The sequence below is a fragment of the Opitutaceae bacterium TAV5 genome (assembly GCA_000242935.3).
GTDB lineage: Bacteria > Verrucomicrobiota > Verrucomicrobiia > Opitutales > Opitutaceae > Geminisphaera.
Map to the genome: position 1 here is coordinate 966444 of CP007053.1, position 16275 is coordinate 982718.

The 16275-nt window shown below is 64.8% G+C and carries 12 protein-coding genes; 5 read left to right on the top strand and 7 right to left on the bottom strand.

Annotated elements, in window-relative coordinates:
- Positions 1-54: 54 nt before the first annotated feature.
- From OPIT5_04750 to OPIT5_04765, 4 genes are all read right to left on the bottom strand, one after another.
- Positions 55-1251 carry an Alginate lyase gene (locus OPIT5_04750; protein AHF89643.1) on the bottom strand — a complete coding sequence of 399 codons (1197 nt, stop codon included), beginning with the start codon at positions 1249-1251 and terminating at the stop codon, positions 55-57.
- Positions 1248-2294 carry a glycosidase gene (locus OPIT5_04755; GenBank protein AHF89644.1) on the bottom strand — a complete coding sequence of 349 codons (1047 nt, stop codon included), beginning with the start codon at positions 2292-2294 and terminating at the stop codon, positions 1248-1250. Before OPIT5_04755 ends, OPIT5_04750 begins: the two co-directional genes overlap by 4 nt.
- Before the next feature lie 86 nt (positions 2295-2380).
- Positions 2381-3202, bottom strand: coding sequence for an anchor protein (locus OPIT5_04760; protein ID AHF89645.1), 822 nt, complete (start codon positions 3200-3202; stop codon positions 2381-2383).
- A gap of 193 nt (positions 3203-3395) precedes the next feature.
- Positions 3396-4160, bottom strand: a complete 765-nt coding sequence (locus tag OPIT5_04765) for an N-terminal cleavage protein (GenBank protein ID AHF89646.1) — start codon at positions 4158-4160, stop codon at positions 3396-3398.
- 111 nt (positions 4161-4271) lie between these two features.
- Between OPIT5_04765 and OPIT5_04770 the strand changes: the two genes are divergently transcribed.
- Positions 4272-5573, top strand: a complete 1302-nt coding sequence (locus tag OPIT5_04770; protein AHF89647.1) for an AraC family transcriptional regulator — start codon at positions 4272-4274, stop codon at positions 5571-5573.
- A gap of 41 nt (positions 5574-5614) precedes the next feature.
- On the opposite strand, the gene OPIT5_04775 is transcribed toward OPIT5_04770, so the two are convergent.
- Complete coding sequence (locus OPIT5_04775; GenBank protein ID AHF89648.1) at positions 5615-6670, bottom strand: LacI family transcriptional regulator; 1056 nt, start codon at positions 6668-6670, stop codon at positions 5615-5617.
- Positions 6671-6860: 190 nt separating this feature from the next.
- On the opposite strand from OPIT5_04775, the gene OPIT5_04780 reads away from it, so the two are divergent.
- From OPIT5_04780 to OPIT5_04795, 4 genes are read left to right on the top strand one after another with little or no spacing between them, the layout of a single operon-like run.
- On the top strand, positions 6861-7589 hold the full coding sequence (locus OPIT5_04780) for an N-terminal cleavage protein (protein AHF89649.1): 729 nt from the start codon (positions 6861-6863) through the stop codon (positions 7587-7589).
- A 57-nt stretch (positions 7590-7646) separates the two neighbouring features.
- Positions 7647-8480 carry a hypothetical protein gene (locus OPIT5_04785; protein AHF89650.1) on the top strand — a complete coding sequence of 278 codons (834 nt, stop codon included), beginning with the start codon at positions 7647-7649 and terminating at the stop codon, positions 8478-8480.
- A gap of 24 nt (positions 8481-8504) precedes the next feature.
- Positions 8505-9872, top strand: a complete 1368-nt coding sequence (locus tag OPIT5_04790) for an autotransporter (GenBank protein AHF89651.1) — start codon at positions 8505-8507, stop codon at positions 9870-9872.
- A 26-nt stretch (positions 9873-9898) separates the two neighbouring features.
- A complete protein-coding gene (locus OPIT5_04795) occupies positions 9899-13417 on the top strand; it encodes a hypothetical protein (GenBank protein AHF89652.1) in 3519 nt (1172 codons plus the stop codon).
- A gap of 21 nt (positions 13418-13438) precedes the next feature.
- Here the strand turns inward: OPIT5_04795 and OPIT5_04800 are convergent, their stop codons facing one another.
- Positions 13439-15076 carry a sugar ABC transporter substrate-binding protein gene (locus OPIT5_04800; protein ID AHF89653.1) on the bottom strand — a complete coding sequence of 546 codons (1638 nt, stop codon included), beginning with the start codon at positions 15074-15076 and terminating at the stop codon, positions 13439-13441.
- Entirely contained in the window at positions 15073-16008 is a 936-nt protein-coding gene (locus OPIT5_04805; protein ID AHF89654.1) for a hypothetical protein, read from the bottom strand. The genes OPIT5_04800 and OPIT5_04805 overlap by 4 nt, the downstream gene beginning before the upstream one ends.
- Positions 16009-16275 lie beyond the last annotated feature (267 nt).

The following is a 16275-nucleotide window of genomic DNA, read 5'->3' on the forward strand; positions in this document are numbered from 1 at the left end:
GGCCGACCAAAAACATGGACTTTTTGATCAGCTGGCCGGTCCCGTCGATCCCGGTCAGAGCTTTTCCAGAAACGCCACGGTCTCCGCCAGACCGGGTGTCTGGTAGATTTCAGAGGCCCGCCGGTAGAAGGGACGCAGGGCGCGTGCGAGATAGCGATCGGGGCCGGTGTGACCGGGCCAGTTTTTTCCCTCCCGCAGGAAAGGCGCGAGGTAGTCGAACGCGAGCTCGAGACGGCGACCGTTGTCCGCCTGGTAATGCCAGAGGTCCTCGCCGAGATAATCGCCGCAGCGGGCGCTCACGGCGAAGGCGCGGAGGGCATAGGCGGTGTACATGCGGGAACGCACCCGCTTCATCTCCGCAGGGAAACTGCCGTCGGCCGCGATCTGGTTGCCGATCTGGCGGCGGGCGAGGTTTAGCGCAAATTTCGCCCGGTCGCGGTCGCCGCTGTAGAGTGCGAACGTCGCCACCTGCGCGGCGTACCAGATGCCGTGGTTGTTGACCATGGCCGCCTCCTGTTTGCCAAAATCGCTTTCCAGCAACCAGGTGGTGTAGTCGCGAAACCAGCCGCGCAGGGCGTCGTTGTCCGCCGGTGTCCAGCTTTGGGAATGCGCGAGGAGGTTGACGTGATCGACCATGCGCACGAGCACCACGCCTTCGATGATGCCGATGTACATGCCGTCATGGACGCCGGGAAGCGCGGATGCGTACCTGAAATGCGGATTCATCCGCGTGGCGGGTTCGGTGAACCAGGTCCGGAGCAGCGTGGCGGCTCTGGCGGCGTATTTTTCCTCGCGTGTCAGGTGCCAGGCGGCGGCGAGGGTGTTGATGCGCTCCACAGTGAGGTTGTAACGCGCCTTGTCATAATCGTCGCCCCTGGCCGCGGGATTGGGAGCACCGTCGCGGCGAATCCAGGGCATGCCGCCGGGCGTTTTCGGATTGGGCCACGCAAGCTGGCCGATGGCGTAAAAGTCATGTTTGTCACCGGAAGGAGGCACGGCCCGTTTGTCCATGACCGAGAGCACGGGTTGGGCCAGCGCCTCGTCGGCCTTGCGAAGGAGTCCGACCCGGGCCGCGCAGCCGGAAGACGCATCCGTCAGGAATGCCTCGCGATCCCGGAGGAGCCCGGCGTGATCGAGCTCGACCAGGATCGGCGCCGCGCCGGAATCCGTGGCGGAAACGGGTGTCGCCACGGCGCAGGCAACGGCGAGCGAAAAGGCATACGCGAGAACGGGGAGAGCGAGTCGGGTCATGTCGGGTTGGCGAGCAGGTTTTCCATGAAATCGGCCATCGGCGCGGTGGCGACTGCGCAATACTTGTCGGCGCCGCCGTAATAGACAAACAGTGTGCCGTCCCTGACCACGGCGCCGCAGGGGAAGACGACACCGCCCTGATCGTAGCATCCGCGGGTTTCGTACTCGCATTCGGGTTCCAGAAACCAGTCGCGGGTGCGATGGGTGACGCGGGCCGGATTTTCGAGGTCGAGCAGGAGCGCGCCGAGCCGGTAAAAACCGTCCGGACCTTTCCCGTGATAAATCGTCATCCAGCCCTCCGCTGTCCTGAGGGGCGGCGTGTTGCCGCCGATCTTGACTTCCCAGTCCTGCTCCGCGCGGGCGAGAAGGCGGCTTCCGGCGCTGTTCCAGGAGAGAAGATCGTCGGAAGCATTGATCCAGATCGCCGGATGCCGCGTGCCGTAGTCGTCGCCGGTCCACTGCATGGGGCGGTGGATCATCCACCACTTGCCGCCGATTTTTTCCGGAAACAGGTAAACGTCGCGATCATCGAGCACGGGGTCGGTGATCGGTCCGAGACGATGCCAGGTTTTGAAATCGCGGGTGGCGGCGAGGTGGGTCGTGGTATGGGTTTCCCGGAATTTCACGGGGAACTCGGCCGGCAGGTCCGGCGGGATGAACGGCGCGCCGTTGTGCAGCCAGTATTGGCCGGGAGGATACGGACGGGAGGCGTAGGTCAGGTAAAACCAGTCGCCGATTTTCATGAGGCGCGGGTCTTCCATGCCGCCGCCGTCGCAGGCGCTGTCGTTGCCGGGCGAGAGCACGGGCCGGTCGGAAACGCGGGTGAAATGGATGCCGTCGTCCGATTCGGCGAGGCCGAGATGGATGCGATGCTCCGGATCGTGGCCGGCGGCACGGTAAAGCAGGATGAATTTCCGTCGGGCGTCGTCGTAAACGGCGGCGGGATTGGTCGTGACGAGCGATTGCCACGGGCTGCCGGGCAGCGGCGAGAGAATCGGATTGGCGGCGCTCCGGGTGAGCGTGAAGCGGGTGAGTGTTGGCATGGCGGGAAGGGAGAAACGGGAGCTTCCGGAGTGCGGTGCAGGACGGGATGCCAACACTGCACTCCGGAAACGGGCCGTCGGAACGGTCAACGACGGCGGCGGAACCGGACGCCAAGGGCCAGCGCGCCTGCGGCCGCGATCATCGCGATGTGCGCGGGTTCCGGAATCTGTGATGTCGCGGCAAAACCGAGGTCGTCGAAACCGAGAATCATCTGTGAACTGCCCTCGGCCTGGGTAATGACAAACGTCACGTCGATGCGGCCGATCGGTTCGGCTCCCGTTGCCTGATATCCGAACCAGAGGCCGCGCGCTCCGGCCTTCGGGCCGTTCCAGACCTGCGTGTCGAGGAGGTTGCCGGCCGTGCCGACAAAGCTCGCCGTAATGCTGGTGACCATACTGAGGCGCGTGGCATCACCCGACAGCGTAAACCCTGCCGCGCCGGTGCTGCCGCTGTCGGAATCGAAAACGGTTCCGTTCCACGATCCGAAATCAATGGTCATGGTAAACTGGCTTGTAATCCCGCGGGCGGCAATGCTGATGCCGGCCCCGGGTGACGTGAGGTAGGCAGGGGTGGTCCGTTCTCCGCCTGCCGTGGCATAATCCACGCCGGCGGTTCCGCTGAACGAAATTTTCGCATCGGCACGCGCCGGATCAGTGAAATGGAGGATGTTTTCTCCCTCCGTCACTCCGGAAAAATCCTGGATGACGCCAAATCCGGCGAGGGCCTCGAGGGTGGCCACCGGCGTGGCGTTGGCCGGGATTTCGTTGGTGTTGAGACTGCGGTAGCCGGAGCCGCCCGGAGCGATGGCGCCGGCGCCGGTGGCGAGGGCCGGATCGGTGAGGACGGCGGCCCGGATCTGCGCGGCGAGGGCGAAGACGACGACGGATGGGAGGATATATCTGGTCATGACGGTGTGTGCGGTTGGATGGGTTGTCGGTCGGGTTGGCATTTTCGGAAACCGGGCGGACGGCCGGAAGCGCTGCAACGGGTGATGCGGAGCGCGCAGCCGGCACCGGCGCCGAAAAAAGGTCGGCACGGAAGCGGGAATGGGCGGAGGACAGGGAGCTCGGAGCGGAGACGGACGGAAGCAGGTCAGCGCATCAGCTTTTCCCCTTGGGTTTGGGCCAGTAGAAACCGGCGCAGAAGAGCTCCATGTCGGAAAAATCGACCCACTTTACCGAGCCGTCGGCCCAGGCGGCATTCATGCCCTTGACCGGATCGCCGGCATTGGCCGTGTTCTCGTAGTGGCCGATGGTGCCATTGGTATTCGATTTGCTGAGACATCCCCACATTGCGAATCCGGGTTCGGGATTGTTCAGGTCGGAGAAAAGGTTTTTGGCGTTGTAGCCACCCGTGTCGTAGCCCTTCGACGAGCGGAAATACGAGTAGCTCATATTATGGATGTTCTCGAGCGGTTCGGAGGCCATGAGCGCGGGGTCATAGATGGCGGTCTGCGTCGCTGCGCCGGGGCAGAACATCACTTTCACCAAGGCGCCTGTGCCGGGTCCGATATAAGGAGCGAAGCAGTCGAGATAGCCGTCCGCGCCTTTTAGCGAATTCGGGTAGCGGTCGAGAAGCGGAGTGCCGTCGGCCTTCTTTTGCGTGTAGGGCGGCTGCCCCCGGTGGTCGTTGCCGTAGGCGAGCGTGGCGAGGACGATCTGGCGCAGATTGCTCACGCAGGCGGCGCGCTTCGCTGATTCGCGGACTTTTTCCACAGTCGGAATGAGGATCGCGGCGAGGATGCCGATGATCGCGATGACCGTCAGCAATTCGATCAGCGTGAACGCACGGTTCCGCCCGCGGACGGCAGTTGCGCGAAAGAAAGCCGTGGAGGAGGCAACAGAGCGATGGAGTAGCGGGGACATGCGATTAACGGACGACAGGAACTGCTCGTTTTCAAACGATAACTCTTGCCAGATTATCGCCCGAAAATGACGTTTCCCGGACTTCCTTCTAGTTCGAAACCTGCCACTCCCATGCTCCGAAAATCCGGCATGCCCCCGCTCGCAGCGTCCGCGTCTTTCACCGGCGTTCCCCATCGCCACGAAAGAAAACCCGGACGCCCCGTCACCACCGGAAAACGATCGCCCGGCGTGCCGTTGTCGGATGCTTCGCGGCGCATCCGGCTCGGCCCCTCGGTGCTGATTTCGCTCGGCTGGTACGCGTCCAAAATCCACCGGGGCATCGCGCGCTTCGCGCGGCAGGCCAACTGGAGCCTCAACATCAGCAGCATGCGTTCGGGGCGTCCTCCGCGCGGATGGCGGGGCGACGGGATCATTTGCAGCGCCTACATGGACGCGGCGCCGGATGCGGCCATTCTCGACGCCGGCATTCCGGTCGTGCAGATCGGCAACCGTGATCACCCGGCCGTGCCGCGAGTCGCTTCCGATAACGTGGCGGTCGGGCGCATGGCGGCGGAGTATTTCCTGCAACGCGGGTTCAGGCGGTTCGCCTTTTTCCGCCGCACCGGCTCCATCGGCGAGACGATCCGCGGCGAGGCCTTCGCCGCACGCATCCGCGAGGCCGGCGGCAAGCACTCCATGCACTGGCTCGACTGGCTGGCGGCGGCCCGTTCGCTGAAGTTGCCGGATACGGACAATGTGGACATGACCTGGCTGGCCCGGCAAATTGCACGCCTCCCCCGCCCTGTCGCGATCTTTGCCGAATACGACGACTTTGCCATCGAGGTGCTCAACGCCTGCGTGGCCGCGCGCATCCCTGTGCCCGAGCAGGCCGCCGTCCTCGGCGTGGACGACGATCCGCTGCGCTGCGAACTCGCGCCCATCCTGCTCTCCAGCATCGACGACGATCTGGAAATGATCGGCTACGAAGCCGCCGCCATGCTCGCGAAACGCATGCGCGGCGAAACGGTGCCGGGGGCCGTGCTCATCCCGCCGCGCGGCGTCACCACACGCCTCAGCACCGATATTCTCGCCATCGAGCACCCGCTCGTCGCCTCGGCGCTCCGGCTCATCTGGGACAACTACACGCGCCCGATCGTCGCCAAGCAGATCGCCGCGGAAATCCCGATGTCCCCCCGCCGGTTGCACGACGCGTTCCTGAAACACGTCGGCCACTCCATCTCCGACGAGATCATCCGCAAGCGCCTCGAACACGCCCGGCACCTGCTCGAGGAAACCGACAAGAAAACGCCCGAGATCGCCCACCTCGCCGGCTTCACCGACCACGATCGCATGGGCAAGGTCTTCAGGCGCGTGCTCGGCATGACACCCGGCGCCTGGCGCGACCGGTTCAGGGACGACGCCGCCCGCAAATAAAGTCGCGACGGCCTCCTGCTTGCAGTCCTGCGCAATGCTGGTCAGAAGGCCGCCGGTGCGCCGTCCCCGGTCCGGATGTTGCGCGTCCGTGTGGTCTTGCCCTGCACGAATTCGCCCTCGACCATCTGGATGCGCGGCACGCGGGGGATGCCGCGCTCGTTGGAATTCATCAGCGAGATCAGCAGATCCACTCCGGCGGCGCCGACCTGCGGCGAGTTCTGGTTGATACCGGTAATCCTGCGCTCCGCCATCACGGGGACAAGGTCCACATTGGCCAGCCCGATGTCGCGCGGCGTGCGCAGACCCAGCTCCGCCAGCCAGCGCTCCACTTCCGGTCCGGCGGTGACGACGACATCCGGTTTTTCCGCTTCCAGCCACTTCCTGAACCGCTCGCGCGTCCAGTCGGCGTGCAACAGAAACGGAACCACCGGCCAGCCCGGCAGCGGCGCCGCATCCGACATGAATCCGCCGCGCCAGTTGTGACGCACCCGGTTGTTCTGGTCCTCCTCCATCGCAAACCCGATCCGCCGGTAGCCGCGCCGGTGAAGTTCGGCGACGAGAAGCTGCATGGACTGGAACTGGTGGTTGCAGGCGCGGCAGAGCGGCGGCCGGATCATGGAATATCCAATCGCGACGGCGGAGAAAAATTCCCACGGAAAGCCGTCGAACAACGGTTGTGCCCAGGGAAACGGCGACACGATCACGCCATTGATGCCGCGGTTGCGGATCACGTTGCCGAGCCTTCGGGCCGTCATGCCCTGCTCGCGCAGCCAGAACTCCTCCAGATGATACCCGCATTCCTCCGCCCGCCGCATGGCGCCGTTGTGATAGGCAAGGTGGGTCGGATGATTTTTCCAGCCGTAGCGGTGCTCGTGCGCCGTTATCCAGGCGATGGTTGTCGGCCGGTGGCTGCGCCGCCGCGCGCGGATTTCTCCCATGACGCGCGCCACTTCGGGGTCGGGAAGGTAACCGAGTTGTGTCGCATGAATCCGGATACGCTCGCGCGTGGCCGGCGGGATCGACGGATGGTTGCGCAAGGCGAGCGACACCGTCATCCTCGTCACGCCTGCCACCGCCGCCACGTCCTTGAGCGACACCCGCGGGCGGACGGCGGCGGGACGGGACGAGGACGGCGGGGTTCTTTCGGGCGCGGTCCCGGTTGCGGATTGACCATCGGAAGACATGCCGGAATCCAATCCGGTTTTTCGCAATTATACAATAAAGTTAACCGATCGTTGCCAGTATCCGGCAGGCCACCCAGCCTTCGGAAAAACAACACCCCTGCCCATGAACTCATCAACTTCATATCCGCACTCTCCGATAACGAGGTTCTTGCGGCGTCAGGCATTCACCCTGATCGAATTGCTCACCGTGATCGCGATCATCGGCATTCTCGCCGCCATCATCATCCCGGTGACGGCCAAGGTTCGCCAAAGCGCCCGCGCCGCGCAATGCCAGTCCAACATGCGCCAGATTGCCCTCGCCGTAATCCTCCACGCCAACGAACAACGCAACAACACCCTGCCCGGTCCGCTTTACGGAAAGGTTTTCCCCGCGATCATGCAGAACAACAAGAAGGGACGCCTCGCCTGGTTCCTTGCACCCCAGTTCCAGACCACGATGATCAACAACGAGGTCATCATGATCCCCGTGATGGTGTGTCCCGGTTTTGCCGTTGCACGTCCCGACCTGATTGGCGTGGCCGATTCGGAAAATGCCATCGTCCATGCCAACAATACCCGTTCCGATATCATCCCCGGCTACGACGGCACCGTGTGGGGCAACCCCGACGCCAGCGCTCCCAAAAACAGTCCCGTTCCCCTGCACTCGATCCCGACGCCGAGCCGGGTCTGGATGCTCACCGACATGGACGCCGAGCTTGCAAAGTCATGGTCGTATTCATGGGGTGATGACAAAATGGCACCTTCCCCCGTGCATGGGTCCAGACGCAACCGCGCCTTCTTCGACGGCCACGTCGCCTCCGTCGGCCTGAAAGAACCCCAGAAAACCTGGTAACCACTCCACTCTGCCTCTGCGTTCACGCTTTTTCTCCGTCGCCTGTTTCCGGAACCCATGTACACGCGAAAACTTCCCTTGCTTGCCGCAGCCTTGTCGGCATTGACCGCTTTCGCCGTTCCGGCAACCATGTCGGCGACCGCTGCGCCGGAAGCGCGCACGGTTCTTGCCGACGATCTGACACAGGTCACCGTCAAGGATGCCCGGGCCAACCAGACCGCCACCTCGGAGGGCAATGTTTACAGTAATCTCGGCAACAACGATATTTTCCAGGGCTCCGGCCCCGGCCTTCGCGTCAACGGAGCGTGGGCTGCCGGATACACGCGTTTCGATCCGGTGACGCTCGAGGTACCCGGTGACCGTGTGATGCTCCGGCTCACGATCCGTTATGACAGCGCTCCTGCCAACGTCGGAGGCGCGCTTCGCCTCGGCCTCTATGACAGCCGTCAGGACCCCGCCACGCTCTTTCCCCACAACCCCGACACCAACCCTGCAGGGGACAGCGCGCAGGGATATTTTGTGACGCTCAACACCGGCGGCACCGAACAGACCAATCTCTTCCGCGATCCCGGAGACAAAACCGTCACCAGAGGCAACGCCACCTTCACGACAAGCGGCGGCAATCGCATCGTCGGATTCAAAGGCGCGGCCTTCGGCACCGGGTCGCAACCGGTTACATTGATCATCGAACGGACGTCCGCCGGTCTGAAATTTTCCGGCGAGGTCGCCGGAACCCCTTTCGCCATCGGTAACACGGACCGCATCGGTGCCCCCGTCACACATATCTTCGACTCCCTCGTCTTCGGCTCGGGAAACCTCCCCGGAGCATTCACGATCACCGGCATCGAGGTTACGACCAATATCCGCCCCTCATCCGCTTCCTCCCCGTAATCCGGATCCATCAACTCAAAGCTCATGAAAATATTACGCCTCTCCAGTCTCGGCACCCTGATCGTAACCGCCTTCCTGTCCGCTCATCAGGCCTCCGCCGACGATCACACATGGACTGCCGATGCAACGGGCAATCCCGAATGGACATGGGGTGACTCCACCAAATGGAGTCCTGCCGAAGGCGGCGTGCCCAACGCAGCCGATGCCAACGTCACCTTCACCATCACGGGTGGTTCTCCGGTCATCACCCTCAACGGTGCATATGCCGTCAACAACATGACGGTGACCGCCGACGGCGGACGTAATATTTCATTCAATTCCATCAACACCGCAGGCACCCACTCACTGGGCATCGGTGGCGAACTGAAGAAAAACAACGGGAGCAGCAGTGTATCCTTCATGGACTACAACACCGGGCGTCTGCTCAACCTCACGGTCAACACGCTCGGGTTCACCAACACCGGCGGAGGCAATTTTTACTTCGGACGCAACGATGGCGGACGCCGCCTCAACTCGTTGTCCATTGCGAATCTCAACATGGGCGCCTCCGACACGGCGGAGGCCAGCATCCGCCTCAACGTAACAAACGACTACAGCCTGGGGCTGGTTACGTTTGGCGGCACCAACACCAAAAATGTCTATCTCATCAACAACGCATCGAACGCAGCCGGCTACAGCCGCACGGCGACCGTCAACGGCCTGACGCAAACCGCTGGATCGACCGCGGCCACCCTCTACGGATCGCGCATCGCTTCGACCGGCGCCAATGTCGCCACGCTCAGGATCGATACCGATGCCGCAGCCGATTTCACCGCATCCACGATTCTTGTCGACGGCACAGGCGGCACGCTGGCCGTTCTGAAAACGGGCGAAGGGAAACAGACGCTTTCCGGCGCTCTGACCTACACCGGCGGCACGCGGGTGGATGAAGGCACGCTGGCCGTCACCGGAAGTCTCGCGGCGGATGGCGATCTCGCGGTTGCGAACGGAGCGACCTTTGTGGCCGGGGCGGCCTTGTCCCTGCATGACGCGTCGTTCGAAAGCGGCGCGATCCTCGGATTCGACCTCGGTGCCGACGCACGTCTCAGCCTTTCCGGCGACCTGACACAGGACGGTGCCGGTCCGGCCACCTTCGTGATCGATTTTCAGAACACGGGAGTTTTCGATCAGACTTACACCCGTCTCCTTTCCGTTACCGGCGCCAATGCCTTCGAGGGAGCCATACTGTCCTACATCAATTTTGGAGAGTCGGGACTTTCCGGCGTGCTGAGTATCGGAGAGCTGACCGGAAGTTTCTCCATTGCGCCCATCCCCGAACCCTCGACCTGGGCGCTGATGTTCGGCATATTCGCGTTGTGCGTTGCCGGTCTTCGTCACCATCGGCGCTCCTGAGCCTGCGCAAACAAACACATTTCAGGATGCTCTTTCCACACGCATCGTTGCTGGGCCTCGCCCTTGCCGGACTGGCAACCGCCCCGGCGGTCACCCACGCCAGGGATTCGTTCCCCGCGGGCAACTGGCTGGCCGACGGCGGATTCGAGCTTCGTGCCGAACCACGCGAACTCGGCCTGCCCTCCGGCAGCGACCGGCGCGACTTCGGCGAAATGGCCGGATGGCGTTTCGATTCCGACCAGGCCCGGGAGGGGAAACGCTCGCTTGTGCTGAGTGGCCCCCGCCCCTTTACCTGGCGGATCGCACGCGATTTCCCCGGAGAATGCGACGCTGTGTTTTCCGTTTACGTACGCAGCGACAAGCCGGGTGTCGAGGTCGAGGCCGGCTTCGAGGTCTTCGCACTCGATGACCACTACAAAGTCGGCCCGCGAGCGACCGGACGCCGCACCCTCGCCCTTACTCCCGGGTGGCAACGCCTCGTCGTTCCCCTCCATGTCTCCAAAGAGACCGACCAGGGCCACATTCGCGTGCACCTGCTCAAGACATGGGTCCGGCCGCTCACGCCCGACAAAGGCGATGTCTGGATCGACGCCGCCCAACTCGAGGTGGACCGCGCCGGACCGGGCGCGTTCACCTCGATGATGCCCGCTTTCACAACCGTGCGTGAGGAACGCCAGGTGCTGCGCGACTGGCTTGGACCTTCACCCGAAAAAGACCCCGTTCCTCCCCCTCCCGTCATCCTTCCCTCCGGCAGCGTGCCCTTCACGATTTCCGAAACAGACGGCCTGGTCCGCCACAACGAGGTCGCCTCCGGTGGCATTCCCTTCGCTCCCGGACAGGTTTTCGACTCCTCCACGTTTCAGGTAACCGATTCCTCCGGCACGGTCATCCCGGCACAAACGGCCATCCTCGCGCAACGCCCCTCCGATGGCAGCGCGATCTCCGTGCTGGTGGAATTTCCCGCCTCCCTGGCTGCGTATGAAAGGAGAAACTACAGGTTCCATTATGGCCCCGCCTTCCGGTCGCACGTCGCCCCCTCGCTGGCCACGGAAGAGACCGGGGCGATCACCCTGAATCTGAACGGTCGCGTCTGGCGCATTTCCAGAGAAAACTTTCCCGGGTTCGAGCTGACCACCCTCGACGGACGCCGTTTTCTTTCCGATGCCCTGCCCCCGGAGATCGTCGAAATCGAAAGGAACGGCCCGTTTCATGCCATCATCCGCATGCGCGGACGCCTTCTCGAAGCCGGAGGGAAACGGGTTCTCGGCGTCGCCTGGGACGGCCGTTTTCACGCCTTCGCCGGGAGTGACATGCTCGAGGTGGAAATGAGCCACGAGCAGCAGGAACACGTCTCGCATCTCGCCGTTCGCTCCATCGGGCTGACGCTGCCCGTTTCTCCCGTCGCCCCGGCCGGCAGGACCGGCGCCGATCCCGTCCGGGTTGCCCTTGCCACCGGCGGCGAACTGGCGTTGCCCGCACCCGATGGCGGCCTCGTCCTCACCCAGTTGCACCAGTATTTCGGCGAAGGCCGCTACGATCTCGTCATCGACACCGGTGTCACGTCACAGCGGCGGGAAAATGTCCGGGCCACCGGCGCCGTCCGGTTTCCCGATGTCGCGGTTGCCGTGGCCGATTTCGACAACATGAACCCCGCGGCCATCGCGTGGAGTCCGGGCCGGGTGACCGTTTACGCCCAGCCGCCGCGCCACGCCACCTGCGTCGAACTTCCCTTCGGCATCAGCCAGACATTCCGCTTCGTCCTGGCACCGCCTTCCGGCTGGTCCGCCGTCCAGGCTCGCGCCGCCAACCCGCTGCGAGTGTTCCCCGGGCCTGCCCATGTCGCCCAAACCGGAGTCTTTGGCGGTCCCTGGCTCACTTCCGACGAAGCGATGGAAAAATTCCCCCTCTTCGAGCGTCCCCTGCGGGAGTTTTTCTCCGCCTTCGCCCGCGATGTCCGCCGGCAGGACACCACGGGAGGGTTTGACTTTGGCGATGCCGGCTCGCCCGGCGGATGGAAGAACAACGAGACTTCGCTGATCGAAGCCCTCTTCATGCAGTACCTGCGTAGCGGAGATCCTGCGCTTTTTCGCCGTGCCGCTGTCATGGCGCGACAGTTTCGCGATGTTGCCATCCTGCATGCCTCCCAAAATTCCAAATGGATCCAGACGCATGCTGCCGGTCTTCACACCACAGGCCACTGGCACGTTGGCCATTACTGGATCACCGGCCTCATCGGCCATTATCTGCTCACCGGTGACAGGCGCTCCTTCGAAGCCGCCCGCGGCACCGCCGCCGAACTTCTCTCGCGCCACAAGCTCCGCTACACCGGACGCGAACGCGCCCGTGTCCTTCTGCATCTCGCCGAACTGTACGAACTGACGCACTACAAGATCCTGCGTACGGCGTTCGAAACGCATCTCTCCCACGACGTCCCCATGGAGACCGGCACCTACTACGCCGGCATCAACATCATGGCCCTGGAAAAATGGCGTTCCGTCACCGGAGGTTCGCCGGCGCTCGACACCCGCATCGGAGCTTATGGACACCAGCTCCTCGATGTTGTCGCCAAAGGCAATCTGCTCGAAACGGTGGGCGAGGACCGTTCGCAATTCATCTTTGAAGCTGCCGCCGCGCTCGCGGCCCGCACCGGCGATCCCGCATACCTGCATGCTTTTGCCGATCTGCTTCCCGTGCAGGCGATGGGCGCGCACAGCATGGGCGCAAACGCCGTGCGCGGGGCCGCCTGGCTCTGGCAGGCCGATCGCCTTGGCGTGCCGCTCTCGCCGCTCACGCCCGCGCATCCGGCAGGCATTGCCCTCCTCACGGGACGCGCCGGCGGCCGGCATGACGCCGCCCTCACCTTCCGTATCCACCCCGGAGCCGGCGCTTCCTCTCCGACCGTTGTCCGGCTCTACAAACAAATCGGATTTCGCGCCGGCAAAAACGCGTCCGACGACGTTCTGGATTATCGGCTCACCTCCGGCAATCCTCCCTCCGTGGAACTTGCTGCCGGCTCCCTTGCCGGTCCGAAATTCGGGATTCTCGATCTGCCGCCGCTGCCACCATTCGCTTCCGACGTCCGCCTGATCCTGCATTGTGGCGGCGATGCCCAGGCGGAACTCTCCGTTACCCACGCGGACGTGTCGCTGGCAGCGCACGACTGGTTATTCTTCCGCCAGCATCGGCATGGTAACGGATTTGTCCGTTTCGACATCATGCCGGCGACACCGGCATCGGATATCGTCATCGCCCTCGACTGGCGGTTCGTCGATCCCGGATCAATTGCCGCAGTGGAATTGCTGGACCCCCAAGGCAGGGTCGTTGCACATGCCCGCCGGGGTCGTTCCCTTGGTAATGACTGGGATGATACGGGGGCTCCCTTCGAAGACCCGCAGCACCTTGTGCTGCGTCTGCCGCCTGGTGCTGATACCGGGGTTCCCCTGCGCATGGAAATGCAGGCTGCCAAATGGCTCGGCTGGCGCGTGGAAGCTGGCCTGAAAGAACCGTGGCTGGCTGTTCCGGAAAGCCAGCCGGCACAACCCTGAACGGCATCGTAATCCGTATTCTCAAGGCCCGGGACGACGCCGCTCCGCGGACAGCGTCCAGTTTTTCAGACCATACTCCATCTGCGCGGCCTCGAGTTCGCGGAGCGTCTGCGCCTCGCGCAGGCGGCTGGCGCGCGCGTCGTCGCCCTCGCCCGGCGCGAGCCAGAAGGCCGTCAGCACGCCGTCCTCGGCCCGGCTGTTGCGGCTCGTGTCGCGGATGGCCGAGCGCAGGTCGGCGCGCACCGCCTCCGGAAACAGTTCGTCCATCACACGCGCAAAATTTTCCGCCGAGCCGCGCGGCCCCACCAGCTCGTGAAGCTGCCCGCGATAGATTCGCGAGCACTCGCCGGGGCCGCCCGCGGCCACGCCGGTCAGTTCGCACGAGAATCCCGACGGCCAGCCGTCGGACAACGGTTCGAACACCTCGAGACCGGGCGGCGGCGTCACCCCGACCACCGACGAAAGGCGGTTGGACTCCGTCATCACCCGCTGCGACACGGACTGGCTCGTGAGAAACCGCAGGAAATCCACCGCCCGGTCGGCGTTCAGCGAGGCCCGGGTGACGCCCATCGCGTTGCCCGGCGGGATGCCGAGTTCGGAGACCGGGCCGAGCACATTGCGCCCGAACTGCGGATCCTCCGGCAGCGGCACCGGCACGGTGAATGCCGTGAGCCGGAAGGGCGTCTGTGTGATCACCGTATCCGCTTCCCAACTACCCGTGGCGAGCATGACGGCCCGGCGCTGCGTGAAGTAAAACATGCTGTCCTCGCGCTGGAGCTGGGCAAAACCCTCGACCGTCTGCCGGCCCACCTCGCCCATGATGGCGACGCCGTCCATGACGGCGGGCGTGCGGCTCCAGTTCCAGTCGCCGCGCAGGTAGCCCAGGGCCACGTCGCGCGCGGAGAACGCGAGGCTTTGGTAAGGGTTGATCTGCAAGGCGAGCTTCTGCGTCTGGCTGGCGAAGAGATGCCGGAGGATGGGCAGGGCGTGCGTCTGCGAGCCGGCGACGGGCACGATCGGCACCCCGCGCTCGCGGGCGTAGTCCCGGATGCGGTGGCACAGCTCCATGAATGCGGCGTAGTCGCGGGGAGGTTCTTCCGAACCGGTGATCTGACGGAGAAGCTCGGCATTGGCGAAGACACGCACGGTGCCGACGGTCAGGGGAATGCCGTAAACCTGCTGCAACGAGGCGCGGTAGGCGGGCGCGCTGACGAGGCCGTCGATGAAGGTGTCGCGCCAGGGGACGCCTTCCAGCGGCGTGCCGGCGTTCCAGGGGTTGGGCTGCTCGGTCCACGGGTCGAGCGGCAGGAAAAAACGCGCGAGAAACTCGTCGGCCTGGCCGCGGTCCATGTCGGCGATGTCGGGCGCGGTGCCGCCCACCATCTGCGTGCGCAGCCACGAGGCCCAGAGCTTGAGCGGCACGCGGATCTGCTCGACGCGCACGCCGGGATTGAGCCGCTCGTACTCTCGGATGGCGTCGTCGTAGGAGCGCACGATGCCTTCGTGGATCGTCACGTGCGCGAAGCGGAGATGGATGACGGCGGTGTCGGCGGCCGCCCCGTCGGCGGAGATGCGCGCCCGGTTGAACACACGCAGGGCGGCGGTCGCGAAGGCCGCGAGCAACAGGCAGAGGCCGATCCAGGGAAGGATGCGTTTCATCGGGTGGAAAGGGTGGAAACAACGGAGGGAGATGCGGACGCGGCCGGCGCTGGCGCCGCGATTGCCGGCGCGCCGTCGAGCTCCGCCAGTTGCCGGCGGATCATGTAAACGCGCTGGTCGCGCCGGTGTTTTTCGAGAAACCGCTCGCAGGCGGCGCGGGCGGTGTCGGTGCGGCCTTGCTCGCGGGCGAGTTCGGCGATGCTGGCGAGCACGGAGGCGGAATTGGCCGGCACGATCATGCCGGCCTCGTCGGCCCGGAGAAGATGGGCGAGCGCGAGGTCCGGCGAGATCCGGAAAAAGAGGTAGCTGCGCGCCATCACGAGGTGATAGTCGCGAAGGGCGGCGGGATCGGTGAGCGCGGGCTCCCGCGCCTCGAGCCCGGCGAGCACGCGGGCGGGATCGTCGCCGAGGCGGTAAATGCGGAGGGCGACCAGCCGGGGCACGGCAGCCTGCGCGGCGGGATGCGAGGGCGCATCGTCGACGAGCGCCTGGTAACGCGCGGCCGCGAGTTTCAGGTCGGGCTCGAACAGGTGGACTTCGGCGATGCGGGCACGCAGGTAGCGGGCAAACGGGGCGGTGGCATCGGGTGCGGCGGCGAGTCCCTCCAGAAGCTGGTCGGCGCGGGCCACGTTGTCGCGCGTGCGCGGCTGCGTGTTGAGCAGGGCCACGGCACGACCGATGGCGAGCGCAGGCGGCACTTCACTCCCGGCGGGCAGGGCTCCGGTCGCCGCACCGAAGGCCGGCATCGTCTCGGTAAAACGCCGTTCGCGCATCGCCAGCCAGGCCTTTTCCTCGAGCAACGTCGTTGCCCGGGCAGGAGTTGCCGGCTCCGTCCCCTCACGATCCGCAGCAGACGAAAGGCTGTCCGCGCGCAGCGGGGCCGCGCCCGGCGAGGCTACGGACAACGCGAGGGCGGCCAGAAGAACAGGCATCGCAAGGGATAGTGACGGATGAAGCGGAAAGCACATGGATCGGGCGGGAGGAGCGGGAGCGAGCGTGAGGCAATCCGGGCCCGGCCGACAAGCCCCCTTCCACTGCACCCGTTGAGTAAAGAACCCCGGAGGCAACCCCCGAGGTATGGAGCGGCGGCGTCCTCGCCGCCGGAGGGTGCGGCCTGAAGCGCAGCGGAAGGCCAGACCTGGCCGGGTGCCCGCAACGCGGGCGTACAGGTCTGCAACCCCGCAGGATCGGAAGGCGCG